Source organism: Martinezella hainanensis (assembly GCF_900094555.1).
GTDB lineage: Bacteria > Pseudomonadota > Alphaproteobacteria > Rhizobiales > Rhizobiaceae > Rhizobium > Rhizobium hainanense.
Window position 1 is genome coordinate 38,412 of sequence record NZ_FMAC01000002.1, and the last position, 14,524, is coordinate 52,935.

General features: G+C 60.9%; 14 protein-coding genes. 8 read left to right on the forward strand and 6 right to left on the reverse strand.

The genetic code is table 11. From position 1 onward, the window contains the following. The first annotated feature begins 29 nt into the window (after positions 1–29). The gene (locus GA0061100_RS06585; protein WP_075851964.1) at positions 30–1,028 is read left to right on the forward strand and encodes an NAD(P)H-quinone oxidoreductase; all 999 of its coding nucleotides are present in this window, start codon (positions 30–32) and stop codon (positions 1,026–1,028) included. Here the strand turns inward: GA0061100_RS06585 and GA0061100_RS06590 are convergent. After that, positions 1,009–2,433, reverse strand: coding sequence for an MFS transporter (locus tag GA0061100_RS06590; protein ID WP_075851965.1), 1,425 nt, complete (start codon positions 2,431–2,433; stop codon positions 1,009–1,011). The genes GA0061100_RS06585 and GA0061100_RS06590 overlap by 20 nt on opposite strands. Positions 2,434–2,534: 101 nt before the next feature. On the opposite strand from GA0061100_RS06590, the gene GA0061100_RS06595 reads away from it, so the two are divergent. Next, on the forward strand, positions 2,535–3,161 hold the full coding sequence (locus tag GA0061100_RS06595) for a helix-turn-helix transcriptional regulator (protein WP_075851966.1): 627 nt from the start codon (positions 2,535–2,537) through the stop codon (positions 3,159–3,161). Positions 3,162–3,259: 98 nt separating this feature from the next. Continuing rightward, positions 3,260–4,267 (forward strand): asparaginase, encoded by a 1,008-nt coding sequence (locus tag GA0061100_RS06600; protein WP_075852606.1) that lies wholly within the window; start codon positions 3,260–3,262, stop codon positions 4,265–4,267. 20 nt (positions 4,268–4,287) lie between these two features. On the opposite strand, the gene GA0061100_RS06605 is transcribed toward GA0061100_RS06600, so the two are convergent. Then, positions 4,288–4,770 carry a DUF2127 domain-containing protein gene (locus tag GA0061100_RS06605; protein ID WP_075851967.1) on the reverse strand — a complete coding sequence of 161 codons (483 nt, stop codon included), beginning with the start codon at positions 4,768–4,770 and terminating at the stop codon, positions 4,288–4,290. Positions 4,771–4,933: 163 nt separating this feature from the next. Beyond that, complete coding sequence (locus GA0061100_RS06610) at positions 4,934–5,689, reverse strand: DeoR/GlpR family DNA-binding transcription regulator (protein ID WP_075851968.1); 756 nt, start codon at positions 5,687–5,689, stop codon at positions 4,934–4,936. A 128-nt stretch (positions 5,690–5,817) separates the two neighbouring features. Between GA0061100_RS06610 and GA0061100_RS06615 the strand changes: the two genes are divergently transcribed. Next, the gene (locus GA0061100_RS06615; protein WP_075851969.1) at positions 5,818–6,174 is read left to right on the forward strand and encodes a DUF4406 domain-containing protein; all 357 of its coding nucleotides are present in this window, start codon (positions 5,818–5,820) and stop codon (positions 6,172–6,174) included. A 178-nt stretch (positions 6,175–6,352) separates the two neighbouring features. Next, positions 6,353–6,973: a glutathione S-transferase family protein gene (locus tag GA0061100_RS06620; protein ID WP_075851970.1), complete on the forward strand. Its 621-nt coding sequence runs from the start codon at positions 6,353–6,355 to the stop codon at positions 6,971–6,973. Here the strand turns inward: GA0061100_RS06620 and GA0061100_RS06625 are convergent, their stop codons facing one another. Next, the gene (locus tag GA0061100_RS06625) at positions 6,974–7,336 is read right to left on the reverse strand and encodes an MmcQ/YjbR family DNA-binding protein (RefSeq protein WP_075851971.1); all 363 of its coding nucleotides are present in this window, start codon (positions 7,334–7,336) and stop codon (positions 6,974–6,976) included. A 26-nt stretch (positions 7,337–7,362) separates the two neighbouring features. Further along, the gene (locus GA0061100_RS06630; protein ID WP_075851972.1) at positions 7,363–7,548 is read right to left on the reverse strand and encodes a hypothetical protein; all 186 of its coding nucleotides are present in this window, start codon (positions 7,546–7,548) and stop codon (positions 7,363–7,365) included. 150 nt (positions 7,549–7,698) lie between these two features. Here GA0061100_RS06630 and GA0061100_RS06635 point away from each other — a divergent pair, with 150 nt between their 5' ends. After that, a complete protein-coding gene (locus GA0061100_RS06635; protein ID WP_075851973.1) occupies positions 7,699–8,595 on the forward strand; it encodes a LysR substrate-binding domain-containing protein in 897 nt (298 codons plus the stop codon). 6 nt (positions 8,596–8,601) lie between these two features. On the opposite strand, the gene GA0061100_RS06640 is transcribed toward GA0061100_RS06635, so the two are convergent. Further along, on the reverse strand, positions 8,602–9,261 hold the full coding sequence (locus GA0061100_RS06640; RefSeq protein ID WP_075851974.1) for a glutathione S-transferase family protein: 660 nt from the start codon (positions 9,259–9,261) through the stop codon (positions 8,602–8,604). Between the two features lie 506 nt (positions 9,262–9,767). Here GA0061100_RS06640 and GA0061100_RS06645 point away from each other — a divergent pair. Together GA0061100_RS06645 and GA0061100_RS06650 are read left to right on the forward strand one after the other, a co-directional pair. Further along, positions 9,768–13,241, forward strand: coding sequence for an indolepyruvate ferredoxin oxidoreductase family protein (locus GA0061100_RS06645; protein WP_075851975.1), 3,474 nt, complete (start codon positions 9,768–9,770; stop codon positions 13,239–13,241). A gap of 85 nt (positions 13,242–13,326) precedes the next feature. Then, complete coding sequence (locus GA0061100_RS06650) at positions 13,327–14,490, forward strand: isovaleryl-CoA dehydrogenase (RefSeq protein WP_075851976.1); 1,164 nt, start codon at positions 13,327–13,329, stop codon at positions 14,488–14,490. Positions 14,491–14,524 lie beyond the last annotated feature (34 nt).

Genomic DNA, 14,524 nt, shown 5'->3' on the forward strand with positions numbered 1-14,524 from the left:
ACTGCTTTGCTGGGAGAGGAGATAGCGCCATGCCCTTGCCGTCTGAAATGCGTTTCGTGGATTTGCCGTCCTTTGGCGGACCTGAGGTCATGACCATCGCCCACAGGCCCTTGCCGGTCTTGAAGCCGGGTGAGATCCTGGTCCGCGTCGAGGCCGCCGGCGTCAATCGGCCGGATGTGGCGCAACGCCAGGGCACCTATCCACCGCCGAAGGATGCAAGCCCGATCCTGGGGTTGGAGATATCAGGCGAAGTGGTCGACGTCGCGCCCGGCGTGACGGAGTTTGCGATCGGCAACAAGGTCTGCGGCCTCGCCAACGGCGGCGGCTATGCCGAATATTGCGTCCTTCCAGCCGGTCAGGCGCTGCGGTTTCCGAATGGCTATGACGCCGTGCGGGCCGCCGCCGTCCCTGAGACTTTCTTCACGGTCTGGGCCAATCTCTTTCAGATGGCCGGCCTCACCGAGGGTGAAAGCGTGCTGATCCATGGTGGTTCCAGCGGCATTGGCACGACGGCGATCCAGCTCGCCCGCGCCTTCGGCGCTACGGTCTATGCAACAGCCGGATCGAAGGAAAAATGCGAAGCCTGCGAAAAACTGGGTGCCAAGCGGGCCATAAACTACAAGGAAGAAGATTTCGCCGAGGTCATCAAGGCCGAGACGGAACATGGCGTCGACGTCGTCCTCGACATGATCGGCGCAGCCTATTTCGAAAAGAACCTGGCCTCGCTTGCCCGCGACGGATGCCTCTCGATCATCGCTTTCCTCGGCGGCGCGACGGTAGACAACGCCAATCTGTTGCCGATCATGGTCAAACGCCTGACGGTAACCGGATCGACGATGCGTCCACGCACGGCGGAGGAAAAGCGGGCCATCCGCGACGATCTTCTTTCCCAGGTCTGGCCGTTGCTCGACCAGGGCACCGTCGCCCCGGTCATTTATCGGACCTTCTCCTTTGACGATGTGGTCGAAGCGCATCGGTTGATGGAAACCAGCGACCACATCGGCAAGATCATGCTGACGCTGGCTTGATCGTGAAGGACAGGATGATGGCGAGCAGGCCTGGTATCGCCATCAGCGTGTAGAGCCAATTTGCAGCCGAAAGGCCGCCGGCAATGCCGCCTGGATGGGTGAGGCCCGCGCTGTTGACGATGACGCCGGCAAGGGCCGCGCCGAATGCGCCGCCAAGCGACTGCGTCATCGAAATGGCGGCCGAGGCCTTGTCCTCATCGGCTTTCCTGGCGATGCCGATGATCCTGGTTACGAGGTGAGCCCATCCCAGGCCGACGCCGAAGCCCATCAGGAACATGGCGATAACAGCCGGCGCAAATTCCGCGAGTGCGGTGAAGGGCGTCGCGGTCGCCAGGAACGGGATCAGCGATGCCGTGGCTGCGGTTTCAAGAATGCAGCCGGTCACGATGGCGATGGCTGCCTGCCGGCCCGTGAACGAAGCGCTGAAGAAGGCCGCGGTGGTCCAGCCGAGCGCGACAAGCGCGACGAGATAGCCCGAGATCAGTGGCGTCACGCCGTGGAGCGTCTGCAGGAAATAGGGAATGTAGATGTCGCTCGTCAGCACAAGCATCATCGTGAATATCGTCAGGTAGAGCCGCGCGATCGGATTGCCGAGCATGACGGCCCCATAGGGAAGGAGGCGCACCTCGCTCCTGCGCTCGATCAGCACCATCGCTGCAACGAGAGCGGCCGAAACCGCGATCAGCACGGCCTTGTAGGCCCCTTGTTCGATCGTGCCGGCAATGCTGACGAAGAGGACTGCGGCGAGCAGCAATATGATCTGGAGCAGCGGCGTTCTGGTGTCGATCCGATCATCCGCAACATCGGGCAGCAACCGGCGGGCCGAAAACGCCATGATGACAGCCAGTGGCACCAGAATGACGAAGGCCTCCCGCCAGGCGCCTCCGGCGGCGAAGAGGCCGCCGAGGGTCGGTCCAAGTACCGTCGCCACACCCCATATGGCGGCGTAGAGTGTGGACGCCCTGCGCCACAGGGGTTGGGGATAGATGAAGCGGATGAACGCATAGGCAAGGCCGGACAGCATGCCGGAGCCGTAACCCTGAACCGCACGCCCGACGAGCAACACCGGCATGGTCGGCGCGATGGCGCATACCAGGCTGCCGGCGCCGAAAGTGAGCGCCGCCACGACGTAGACGGCACGCAGGCCCATGCCTTTTGGCCGGGTTGCAACGGTAATCGATCCAAGCACACCAGCGGCGACGAAGAGCGTCGTCATCCATGAGAACAGTTCGAGGCCGCCGATGTCCCGGACGATCGAAGGCGCGATCGTCGCCGTGATGTAGGATTCGACGGCATAAAGCGTGACGCCGCCGCCAAGCATCAGCGTTGCCGGCAAGAGTTTTGGCGAGAACAATGTGAAGACGGAGGAGGACTGAGTGGGGGCAATGGTTTCGATGCTGGACATCGGACGATCCTCGGTATTTTCCCTAGCGGTTGATTATTTTCCAAGTTATAATTTGGAAAATTACATGGCCATCGGATTAAAACAAGAGAAAACTTGGAAAAATGCGTCAGTCACCCGCCAATCGAATCCTGATCCTGTTGAAAACCGACGGGCCGCAACTGGCGGCAGCCATCGGCGAAGCGCTCGGCATATCGTCGGAGGCGGCCCGTCAGCAGTTGACGAAGATGGCGGAGGAGGGGTTGGTCGAGCCGGTGGCCGAGGCTGCCGCCGGCCGGGGCAGGCCACGCCAATTCTGGCACTTGACGACCGCCGGCAACCGGCAATTTCCGGATGGCCATGCGGATCTGACCGCGACGCTGCTTGCGACCATGGTCAGCCAGCTTGGGCAGGGCGCCCTTGATACCGTTATTTCCGCTCGCGAGGCGGATACGCTTCAGCGCTATCGCAGCGAGATCGACTTGACGGCGGATCTGCCATCGCGCGTCGCAAGCCTCGCTGCCATCCGCACGCAGGAAGGCTACATGGCCGATCACTGGCAGGACGATGATGGCTCGCTCATGCTGGTCGAAAATCACTGCCCCATCTGCGCTGCCGCATGCGCTTGTTCCGGCTTCTGCCGTTCAGAGCTGGAAACCTTCCGCGCGGCGCTCGGTGCGCGGGTGGAGCGGGAAGAACATATCCTTCTCGGCGCGAGGCGTTGCGCCTACCGGATTCGGGCGGCCGCCTGAGCGATAAGCTTTTGATGACAGCGGGCATTCCGGCGATTGGCAATCGCAGGCACAGCGGCTATCACTGGCCTCCCGCAAATCAAAGGCTGCATCCCGTCATGTCCAATCCCGTCTGCGTCGAAGTCACCCGTGGCAATCTGGTCGAAAGCCGCCATCGCGGTTCTGTCGTCGTGGTCGATGGCGATGGCAAGCTGGTCTTCTCGCTTGGCGATATCGAAAGCGGTGTCTTTCCGCGCTCGGCCTGCAAGGCGATACAGGCTTTGCCGTTGGTCGAAAGCGGTGCTGCGGACGCTTATGGCTTCGGCAACAAGGAATTGGCGCTCGCCTGTTCCTCCCACAATGGCGAGGATGAGCATGTTGCGCTGGCCGCTTCGATGCTGGCGCGCGCTGGCCGCGATGTCGGTACGCTCGAATGCGGCGCGCATTGGTCCTTCGATCAGAAGACAATAATCCATCAGGCCCGTACCATCGATATGCCGACGGCATTGCATAACAATTGCTCCGGCAAGCATGCCGGCTTCGTCTGCGCTTGCTGCCATCAGGACATCGATCCCGCTGGCTATGTCGGCTACGATCACCCGCTGCAGCAGCAGATCCGCGATACCATGCAGAGCCTGGCCGGCGCGGTCCTTGCCCATGACAATTGCGGCACGGACGGTTGCTCGATCCCGACCTATGCCGTGCCGCTCAAGGGACTGGCCCATGGCTTTGCCAAAATGGCGACCGGCACCGGGCTGGAGCCGCTGCGCGCCAAGGCATCGCGCCGGCTGTTCGAGGCCTGCATGGCCGAACCCTTTTACGTTGCCGGCACCGATCGCGCCTGCACCAAGCTCATGCAGATCGCTCCCGGCCGTATCTTCGCCAAGACCGGCGCCGAAGGCGTGTTCTGCGCCGCAATCCCCGAACAGGGCATCGCCATCGCACTCAAATGCGACGATGGCACCACTCGCGCGGCGGAGGTCATGGTAGCGGCAACGCTGGCCCGTTTCTTCGAGAAGGAGAGCGCGGTTCATGCCGGCCTCATGGCGATAGCCGACAGATCGTTCAAGAACTGGAACGGCATCCATGTCGGCGATATCAGGCCGACGGCCGTCCTGACGGCATAACGCCGCTTCTTGCTTCAGCCTCAGACCTGTCGCGCAGGCAGATGTTGCCGAACGACCTTATATTCCTGCCAGATCAGGATCATGACCACGAGATCGAATATGGTGAGGATGATGAGCCCGATGCCATGCGTGTCGGTGAAGCGGTAAAGTTGGTAGGCGATGAAAAGCCCGAGTGCCACCAGCGATGCCGGATAGGCCCACATCTTGCCCCGGAGCAGGCCGATAACCAGCAGCACCTTCACCAGCCCATGGCTCAGCAGGTAGTAGGCATAGAAGTTCTTGGTGCCGACGGAGAAATCCTGCGCCCATGTCAGCAGATGCGTCGCGATGAAATCATGCGGATCGTTGAGCAGCTCGGGCTGCGCAATCCTGTTTGCAAGACGCAGGATGGAGTCCGTGCTGATCAGCGCCAGCACAAGGCCGCCAAGACATTCGATCAGGGCATGCGCGCCCTTCAACAAGACGCTGATTTCGAAAAGCTGGTGGATGCGGCGTTCGTTCATGGTCGATCATAACCTCTTGGACATATTGAGGTAGGCCTGATCGGCGATGACAACAAGGCAGGCCGATATCGTGCCGGCATAGGATCAATCTTCGACCGCATCATGATGACGACGCTGCAGATCGCGGTGTGGATCTTGTTTTGTCTGTTGGTGCCTGGCGGTCTTAGGCCAGGAAGATCGGCATGTCGGTGTCCCGGTAAGGGGCCAGACTTTCGTCCGGAACATCCGACGGCACGATCAGACCGGAAATGCTCCCCAAAGGCAGGATCTGGCATGGCGAGGCAGCATCGAGCTTCTCAGCTGTCGTCAATACGTAGGTTTCGGCTGAACACTGCGCGATATGCCGCTTGATGGCCGCCTCCTCGAAATCGCCGGTCGAAAAGCCGCGAGCCGGATGGATGGCCGTGACGCCCAGAAAGAAGATATCGGCCCTTATGGAGGCGATAGCCGCCATGGCGACGGCACCAGTCGCCACCATCGAATGCTTGTAGAGCTTGCCGCCGATCAGGATCACCTCGGCCAGGGGATGATGTTCCAGTTCGCCGGCGATCGTCGGGCTGTGGGTGACGATGGTGACGGCGAGATCCTTCGGCAGCTGGCGGGTGATCTCCGCATTCGTCGTACCGCCGTCGAGGAACACGGTCTGGCCTGGCCGGATCATGTTGGCCGCATAGGCGCCTAGCCGCCGCTTCGCATCGGATGAAACCGCCTGCCGCGCCGTAAAATCCGGCAGCTCCGGCGAAAGCGGCAGCGCGCCGCCATGCACGCGCTTCAGCAGCTTCTCTGCCGCCATCTCTCGCAGATCCCTGCGGATCGTGTCTTCGGAAAGGCCGAGATCGTCGGCCAGTGCCTTGGCGATCACCTGGCCGTCCCGACGCAATCTGTCGAGGATGAGGGCTTTGCGTTGACTGGTCAGCATGTCGATCTCTGCACGATATCTCACGAATAATCACGAATTTATCAGAATAGATTCGACATTCAAGAAAATATGCGCATATTCGTGCAAATTCCTGCAGGAAGCAGGAGTTAGAAAAATGGAGACATGACATGTTGATCCTGATTGCCGGACCCTATCGCTCCGGCACCGGCGATGATCCGAAGAAGATGGCCGAGAACCTCAAGCGCCTCGAAGAGCCGTCCTACGCACTGTTCAAGGCCGGGCATCTTCCAATGATCGGCGAATGGGTTGCCTTGCCGGTCTGGCACGCCGCTGGCGGCAGGAGCATCGGCGATGATCTCTATGAGGAGATCTTTCATCCGACGGCCAGCCGTCTGCTGCAGCTTTGTGAAGGTGTCCTGAGATTGCCTGGCGATTCCAAGGGCGCCGACAATGATGTCCGCATCGCCCGCGAGCGCGGCATTCCGGTCTGGTACAGACTGGAAGACGTGCCCGGCTGCGCCTAGACGCGCAGATCGTTGCCGCATGCTCCTTCTCCCCTCGGGGAAGGAGCATGCGGCATCGGGGGATGGGCATATCGGCGCGACCGATCAAAACCTTTTGTAGCGCCCATCAGCATCAGCCACTTCCGTATTGGCTGGGTTCGCTTTAGCTTCCTGGGGGAATTCAATCGAGGAACGGAACATGCTGACATTCTATTTTGCGCCCGGAAGCTGCGCACTCGCCAGTCTCATCGCCCTGGAAGAGTCGGGTCTTGCTTACGAACACCGACGCCTCAACCTCGCCAATGGCGATCAGCGCCAGCCGGATTATCTGGCCATCAACCCCAAGGGTCGGGTTCCGGCGCTGGTGACCGATCGAGGCGTCATAACCGAGAACATCGCGATCATGGCCTATGTCGCCCAGATCGCGCCGGCCGCAAAGCTGGCGCCGCTCGACGATCCCTTCGAATTCGCGCAGATGCAGTCCTTCAACGGCTACATCGCCTCCACCGTTCATGTGAACCATTCGCACAAGGGTCGCGGCTATCGCTGGACCGACGATGCTGCAGCCATCGAGACGATGAAAGCCAAAGTGCCGCAGACCATGACCGAGGCTTTCGCCTTGATCGAAGACAAGATGCTGAAAGGCCCCTGGGTAATGGGCGAGCAATATACCATTGCCGACGGCTATCTCTTCACTATGGAGACGTGGCTGCCGGGAGATGGCGTCGATCGCAGCCAGTTCGCGAAGGTGAGCGACCATTATGCGCGCATGCATGAGCGTCCCGCTGTCCAGAGGGCGCTTGCCGTCGAGAAGGGTTGATCATATCCGGCTAAATGTCGCCAGAAGCTTTTTCGGGGCGCGGTATCGCCACGCCTCGATCAAGCGCCGCTCCAACTCCTCGTCGCTGATCGCAGCGATGCGCAGGGGTAGCGAAGGCCAGCCGACATAGTGACCCGTCTGGAAATAGATTTCTGGCGCCATTTCCATCAGCTGCTCCTTGCGATCGATCGGCAGCGACAGCACGATGGTTTCGTTGTTCTTTACTGTAACAAAGGCTTTGCCGCCGACCTTGAAGGCGGGCAGGCCGTAATGCAGGCCAGGTTCAATCGCCGGCAGCCGAGCTTGAGCTATAAGCCGCTGCAATCGTTCGGCGATGACGTCCATATCGATGGTCGATGTCATGTTTGCGCGTGTGGAGCATGTCTCTCTTACGCGCATTCTTCCGGCTGAACGGTCCGTTTGTCCATGGGCCGCCCCAGATTTTCTGGCATCAGCGGCAGGTCGGCCAGTTCTTCAAGCGACATCGCGGCGAGCGTAGGGTGCTGCAGCGGATCGCTTTCCCGCTCGCGATCGTCTTCCAGCAGATGACTAAAGAAAAGCTTCAGGATCGACATGTGATGCCTCCTTGGATCTCCGCATTGATGCAACCATAGGGGCATCAGCCGGCAGAGTGGCGGCGTCTTTCAATTCCATGCTGCAATAATCGCGCGTATTCTCCTCTTATGCAATTGAGAATGACGGGATACTGATATAGATATTCTATAATGAGAAACCTCAACAATGTTCATCTGAATGGTCTTCGCGCCGTTGAGGCCGTTGGCCGGCTCGGCTCGCTGCAGGCGGCAGCCGACGAACTTGGTGTAACGGTTGGAGCGGTCAGCCAGCAGGTCATCAAGGCGGAGGCGCAGCTCGGGCGCCCGCTGTTCGAACGCACGCCCAAGGGCATGATGGTGACGGCATCGGGACTGACGGTGTTGACGAGGCTTGGCGAAGGTTTTCAGGCGCTTTCGGCGGCAATCGCACTTGCCCAACACGAGGATGAGAATATCCTCACCATTTCGGTTGCGCCGGTCTTTGCGGCCCGCTGGCTGGTGTATCGGCTCGATCGCTTTGCCAGCCGTCATCCGGATATTCGCCTGCGCATCGATGCCACCACACGGCTGGTCAACCCGGCGAGCTCGGATGTTGATATCGGCATTCGGGTCGGCGGCGGGCAGTGGCCGGGCGTCAAGTCCGAGCTGCTACTGGCGCAGGAGGTGTTCCCGGTCGTCACGCCGAGGATCGCCGCCACGCTCCGGGAGCCCGCCGATCTCCTGAAAGTTCCTGCGGTCATCGACGGACACGCGATGTTCGGTTGGGAAGTCTGGCTGCGCAAGGCCGGGATCTCGGGCCATTGCATGGAAGAGCGGCACATCTTCAACGATGCGTCGCTCTGTCTGGATGCGGCCATAGCCGGGCAGGGGGTGATGCTCGCCTGGCAAACGCTGGCGGCCTATGCCCTTCAGCAGAAATGTCTGGTCGATCCCTTCGGTATCCGCGCAAAGACGGGCTTCGGCCATTATTTCGTCACGGCCGCAGGCGTGCGCGAGCCGAAGAAGGTCTCCGCCTTCAAGGCCTGGATACGCGAGGAGATGGAAGAGAGCATGCGTCTCTTCCAATAGGATCTGTCAGGCCGGTTCCTGGCCGCGGGTCGCCTGCATGGCCTTGTAGGCGTCGCGCGACTGGCAGCGCTCGATCCAGGCTTTCATCTTCGGGCGGATATCGAACAACTCCTGTTCGGTCTGGGCGTAGCGCATCACTTCAGCGAGATTCAAGTCAGCGACGGTGAAGCGATTGCCGATGAGATAATCCTGATTTTGCAGATGCTTCTCCAGTACGTCGAGCGGCTTCTTGAGCGATCGGCAGGCGACCGCAATTCCGGCCTTGCCCTGCTCACTGTTTTCCTGGGCATTGTCATAGATGCGGACGAGTGCGACGCTGTAGGGCTCGACTTCGGTCGCGGCCCACATGGTCCACATCGCCATCAGCCCTTCCTCCTCGGCGGTCTTGCCGGCCAGCGGCCCGCCATATTTGCGCGCGAGGTAGAGATTGATGGCAAGCGACTCGTGCATGGCGAGATCGCCGTCCTTGATACAGGGGATCATGCCCATCGGATTGACGGCCAGAAACTCCGGCGACAGGGTGTTGATCGGCGCATCGGCGGCGAGTGGATTGGCAAGCCGGCTGGCCTGGATCACCGACACGGATTCGAACTCGATGCCGAGCTCCTTCGCCATCCAGTAATTGCGCGAAGCGCGCGAGCGATAGACGCCATAGATCGTCAGCATGAATGCCTCCTATATTCGGGTCGGCGCGACATTATGAGGCTCACGACAGGAGTCAAAGGCCCTGCCGCTGATATATTGATGAAAGCTTGTGATGGATGCGGGCATCCGGGCCACCTCGTCCTTCGAGGCTTCGACCCTTCGGCAAGCTCAGGGCGCTACGCTCCTCAGGATGAGGCGGAGCAGGCCACGCGATTTGCCGCGAAATGTCGACGTTGCGGCGGCTGGGCGCGAAAGGTCAGCCCTCATGGTGAGGTGCGCAGACTCCTGAGCTTGTCGAAGGAGCCGGAGCCTCGAACCACGAGGGCGGATGATAGGCACGTTGCAAGCACGAAAATATCGGGCACCTCCCGAATTTTTTGCAAAACATGCGGCCGATGCCCAGCCTTCGTTCGGAAATTAGCGTGGCCGCATGTTAGGGTTCGATCACGGTTTTCATCGGATGCGGTAGGAGACATCCGGCGAGAATACATGCGCAATCGGTGACTGCGATCTCGGGAGGAGAGCAGATGCTTGCAACCAGTGTATCGCTGGACGACAAATACACCGCTGAAGAAGGCTGCGTTTTCATGACCGGCCTGCAGGCGCTGGTGCGGCTGCCCATGACGCAGATGCGCCGCGACCGCGCAGCGGGGCTCAACACGGCAGCCTTCATTTCCGGTTATCGCGGTTCGCCGCTGGGTGGCTACGACCAGCAGCTTCTGAAAGCGCGGACTTACCTCGACGCGCATGACGTTACCTTCCAGCCAGGTATCAACGAAGACCTTGCCGCCACCGCTGTCTGGGGCTCGCAGCAGGTCGGCCTTTCCCCGGGCGCGCGCAAGGATGGCGTGCTCGGCATCTGGTACGGCAAAGGCCCCGGCGTCGATCGCTCCGGCGACGTGCTGAAGCACGGCAATGCCGCCGGCACCTCCAAGCATGGTGGCGTCCTCTGCTTTGCCGGCGACGATCACTCCGCCAAATCCTCGACCATGCCGCATCAGACCGACCACGAATTCATGTCGGCGGTCATGCCGGTCATCTATCCCTCATCCATCCATGAATTCCTCGAATACGGCCTGCTCGGCATTGCCATGTCGCGCTACTCCGGCTGCTGGGTCGGCATGAAATTCATCGCCGATACAGTCGAGACGACGGCAGCCGTTGACCTCTCGGGGGAAAGACGTCAATTCGTCCTGCCAGGTGATTTTGAGATGCCTCCCGGTGGTCTCAACCTGCGCTGGCCCGATCCGCCGCTGATGCAGGACGATCGCCTGCAGAATTACAAGGCCTATGCCGCCATCGCCTTTGCCCGCGCCAATCGTGTCGATGAAATCACCCACGACGTGCCCAATGCCCGCTTCGGTATCATCTCCTCGGGCAAGGCCTATGAGGATGTGTTGCAGGCGCTGCGCGAGCTCGAGATCGGGCCGAGGGAAATGGCCGCGATCGGCCTGCGCATCCTGAAGGTGCGCATGCCCTGGCCGCTGGAGCCGGAAGCCGTGCGGCATTTCTCCGAAGGACTTGACGAAGTGCTTGTCGTCGAAGAACGGCGCGAGATCATCGAAAACCAGATCAAGCAGCAGCTATTCAACTGGCGCGCCGATGTTCGCCCGCGCATCGTCGGCAAGTTCGACGAGCACGACAAGCCCTATCTCAGCCTGTCTTCGGCATTGACCGTCGGCGCGGTCGCGAGAGCGATTGCGGGACGCATCGTCAAGCTCGACCTCGATCAGGGCTTGCATGATCGCATCGCCGCCAAGCTCGCCTATCTCGCCGAGCGCGGCCAGATCAGCCGAAGCCATGTGGCGCCGCTGAACCGTACGCCCTTCTTCTGTTCCGGCTGTCCGCACAATACCTCTACCCGCGTTCCGGAAGGCAGCCGCGCTAGCGCCGGTATCGGCTGCCACTATATGGCCACCTGGATGGACCGCAGCACCGAGACCTTCACGCAGATGGGTGGCGAAGGCGTACCTTGGACGGCGATCGCCCGTTACACCGACGAGAAGCACATGTTCGTCAATCTTGGCGACGGCACCTATTTCCATTCCGGCATTCTCGCCGTCCGTCAGTCCGTCGCCGCCAAGGTCAATGTCACCTACAAGCTGCTCTACAACGATGCGGTGGCCATGACCGGCGGCCAGCAGATCGACGGCCATCTGACGCCGCAGTTGGTGACGAAGCAACTGCATGATGAGGGCGTCAGGCCGATCTATCTTCTGTCTGACAATCCCGATGCCTATCGCGCGTCCGAACTGGCGCCTGGCGTCAAGGTGCTGCATCGCGACCATATCGATCAGGTGATGCTGACGCTGCGCGAGACCGCGGGCTGTTCGGCGATCGTCTATGTCCAGACCTGCGCGGCCGAGAAACGCCGTCGCCGCAGCCGTGGCTTGATGGAAGATCCGGCCAAGCGAGTCTTCATCAACAAGGCTGTCTGCGAGGGCTGCGGCGATTGCTCGGTGCAATCCAACTGCATTTCGATCGAGCCGCTGGAGACTGAGTTTGGCCGCAAGCGCCAGATCAACCAGTCGAGCTGCAACAAGGACTTTTCCTGCGTCAAGGGTTTCTGCCCATCCTTCGTGACCGTTCATGGCGGCAAGCGCCGCAAGCGGAAGGCGCTGGACCATGCGGATATTGCTGTGCCGATGCCGGAAATCCCCGTCATCGCCGATCGGCCCTGGAACATCGCCATTGCCGGCGTCGGCGGCACCGGTATCCTGACCATTGGCGCCATTCTCGGCATGGCCGCGCATCTCGATGGCAAGGTGCCGATGATCCTCGACATGGCAGGCCTTGCCCAGAAGGGCGGCGCCGTCATGAGCCATCTGCGCATTGGTCTCAACCAGGCCGACGTCACATCCTCGCGCATCGTCAACGGCGGCGCTGATTTGCTGTTTGCTGCGGATGAGGTCGTGGGCGCGTCCAAGGATGCGATCACGCTCTGCTCTTCGGCGCGGACGACGGCCATCGTCAACACCGGCCTGATGCCGGTCGCCGATTTTGTCCGCAACCGCGATTTCGATTTCAAGACCGGCTCGACCCAGCACACGATCGCCAAGACCGTGAGCGACAGCTCCGTCTTCCTCGATTTCGGCCATGTCGTGACCGAAGTAACCGGCGATGCCATATCGACCAATATTCTGCTGACCGGCTTTGCCTGGCAACGCGGCCTGCTGCCGCTGTCGCTGGAGGCGATCGAAAGGGCGATCGAACTCAACGGCGTCGCCGTCAAGCCAAGCCTCTCCGCCTTCCATTGGGGCAGGCTTCTGGCGCATGATCCGCGGGCCGTCTACGCCATGATGGCTGAGCCGGAAGCGGGCAAGACGCTGGCGGAGATGAGCCTTGAGGAGCTTGTCAGACACCGCAAGGCGCATCTGACAGCCTACCAGAATCCGGCTCTTGCCGAGCGCTATGCCGCCTTCGTCGCCCATGCCAACGCCTTGGCGACAAGGGAGCGGCTTTCGGACAAGGTGCCTTTTGCCGTCGCCGTCACCTATGCGCGGGTTCTGGCCTACAAGGATGAATATGAGGTCGCTCGTCTTCTTACGGATCCTGCTTTCGAGGCGCAGCTGCGAGAGGAGATGGAAGGCGACTTCAAGCTGGCCTTCAATCTTGCTCCGCCCACCCTTGGCGGCAGGGATCCGAACGGCCGGCCGAGGAAGCGCGAATTCGGCGCCTGGATACTACCGCTGCTGCGCATTCTTGCGTCGATGAAGCGGCTGCGCGGCACCGCCCTCGATCCCTTCGGCTATACGGCGGAACGCCGGATGGAGCGTCGCCTGATTGCCGATTACGAAAGGATCGCCAAGCGCGTGCTTGCCGGCCTGCGCCGCGACAACGAGGCCGAAGCCCTTGCCATCCTCTCGCTGTTTGATGAGATAAGAGGCTTCGGAACGGTCAAGGAGGAGGCTGCCCGGAAAATCATGGCGAGGATCGCAGACAAGCTCAAGACGTATGAGGCGCCGCAGGTAAAGCAGCATGTGCCGGCCAACGCCGCATAACGGCTGCGGCGGATGCTTGAAGCGAGTATAAAGAGATATAATTCACAAGGATCGGTTGATCGGGAAGGCCGGGAGGAGAAGCTGGATGTTTGAAGGGGGATTGAACTTCGCGCTCGGAGAGGACATCGACGCGCTGCGTGAGCAGGTGCGCCGTTTTGCCACCAACCGCATCGCGCCATTTGCCGACGAGATTGATCGCAACAACAGCTTCCCGATGCATCTGTGGCGGGAGATGGGCGATCTAGGTCTGCTCGGGATCACCGTTGCCGAGGATTTCGGCGGCGCCGGGCTTGGCTATCTCGCCCACACCGTTGCCATGGAAGAAATCAGCCGCGCTTCGGCTTCTGTCGGCCTCAGCTACGGCGCTCATTCCAATCTCTGCGTCAACCAGATCCATCGCAACGGCACGACGGCGCAGAAGGAGCGCTACCTGCCGAAGCTGATTTCAGGCGAGCATGTCGGCGCTCTGGCCATGTCGGAACCCGGAGCCGGTTCCGATGTCGTCTCCATGAAACTGCATGCCACAAAACGCGGCTCGCACTATGTGCTCAACGGCAGCAAGATGTGGATCACAAACGGTCCCGATGCAGATGTCCTCGTCGTCTACGCGAAGACCTCGCCGGATGCCGGCCCGCGCGGGATCACTGCCTTCCTCGTCGAAAAGGGCTTCAAAGGGTTTTCCGTCGGACAGAAGCTCGACAAGCTCGGCATGCGTGGTTCCAACACCTCGGAACTGATCTTCATGGACTGCGAGGTTCCCGAGGAGAATGTTCTGGGTCAGGTCGATGGCGGCGTCCGCGTGCTGATGTCGGGTCTAGACTATGAGCGCGTCGTGCTCTCGGGTGGCCCCGTCGGCATCATGGCTGCCTGCATGGACGTGGTGCTGCCTTACATGCATGAGCGCAAGCAGTTCGGCCAGTCGATCGGCGAATTCCAGCTGATGCAGGGCAAGCTTGCCGACATGTATGTGACGATGAATGCGTCGCGCGCCTATGTCTATGCGGTGGCCGCCGCCTGCGATCGCGGCGAGACGACCCGCAAGGATGCCGCCGGCTGTATTCTCTATTCCGCCGAGAAGGCGACGGCGCTGGCGCTCGAATGCATCCAGGCGCTCGGCGGCAATGGCTATACCAATGATTATCCCGCCGGAAGGCTGCTGCGCGACGCCAAGCTCTACGAGATCGGCGCCGGCACGTCCGAAATCCGGCGTATGCTGATCGGCCGCGAGCTGTTCGGCGAAACGGGTTGATTTTGAATTCCATCTTACTTGACCGGTGAGGCCG

Bases quoted from the DNA above. Each gene is read 5' to 3' on its own strand.
- GA0061100_RS06625 (WP_075851971.1), bottom strand. From the start codon at position 7,336: ATGACATCGACCATCGATATGGACGTCATCGCCGAACGATTGCAGCGG.
- GA0061100_RS06620 (WP_075851970.1), top strand. From the start codon at position 6,353: ATGCTGACATTCTATTTTGCGCCCGGAAGCTGCGCACTCGCCAGTCTC.
- GA0061100_RS06640 (WP_075851974.1), bottom strand. From the start codon at position 9,261: ATGCTGACGATCTATGGCGTCTATCGCTCGCGCGCTTCGCGCAATTAC.
- GA0061100_RS06585 (WP_075851964.1), top strand. From the start codon at position 30: ATGCCCTTGCCGTCTGAAATGCGTTTCGTGGATTTGCCGTCCTTTGGC.
- GA0061100_RS06635 (WP_075851973.1), top strand. From the start codon at position 7,699: ATGAGAAACCTCAACAATGTTCATCTGAATGGTCTTCGCGCCGTTGAG.
- GA0061100_RS06645 (WP_075851975.1), top strand. From the start codon at position 9,768: ATGCTTGCAACCAGTGTATCGCTGGACGACAAATACACCGCTGAAGAA.
- GA0061100_RS06600 (WP_075852606.1), top strand. From the start codon at position 3,260: ATGTCCAATCCCGTCTGCGTCGAAGTCACCCGTGGCAATCTGGTCGAA.
- GA0061100_RS06605 (WP_075851967.1), bottom strand. From the start codon at position 4,770: ATGAACGAACGCCGCATCCACCAGCTTTTCGAAATCAGCGTCTTGTTG.
- GA0061100_RS06615 (WP_075851969.1), top strand. From the start codon at position 5,818: ATGTTGATCCTGATTGCCGGACCCTATCGCTCCGGCACCGGCGATGAT.
- GA0061100_RS06630 (WP_075851972.1), bottom strand. From the start codon at position 7,548: ATGTCGATCCTGAAGCTTTTCTTTAGTCATCTGCTGGAAGACGATCGC.
- GA0061100_RS06610 (WP_075851968.1), bottom strand. From the start codon at position 5,689: ATGCTGACCAGTCAACGCAAAGCCCTCATCCTCGACAGATTGCGTCGG.
- GA0061100_RS06650 (WP_075851976.1), top strand. From the start codon at position 13,327: ATGTTTGAAGGGGGATTGAACTTCGCGCTCGGAGAGGACATCGACGCG.
- GA0061100_RS06590 (WP_075851965.1), bottom strand. From the start codon at position 2,433: ATGTCCAGCATCGAAACCATTGCCCCCACTCAGTCCTCCTCCGTCTTC.
- GA0061100_RS06595 (WP_075851966.1), top strand. From the start codon at position 2,535: ATGCGTCAGTCACCCGCCAATCGAATCCTGATCCTGTTGAAAACCGAC.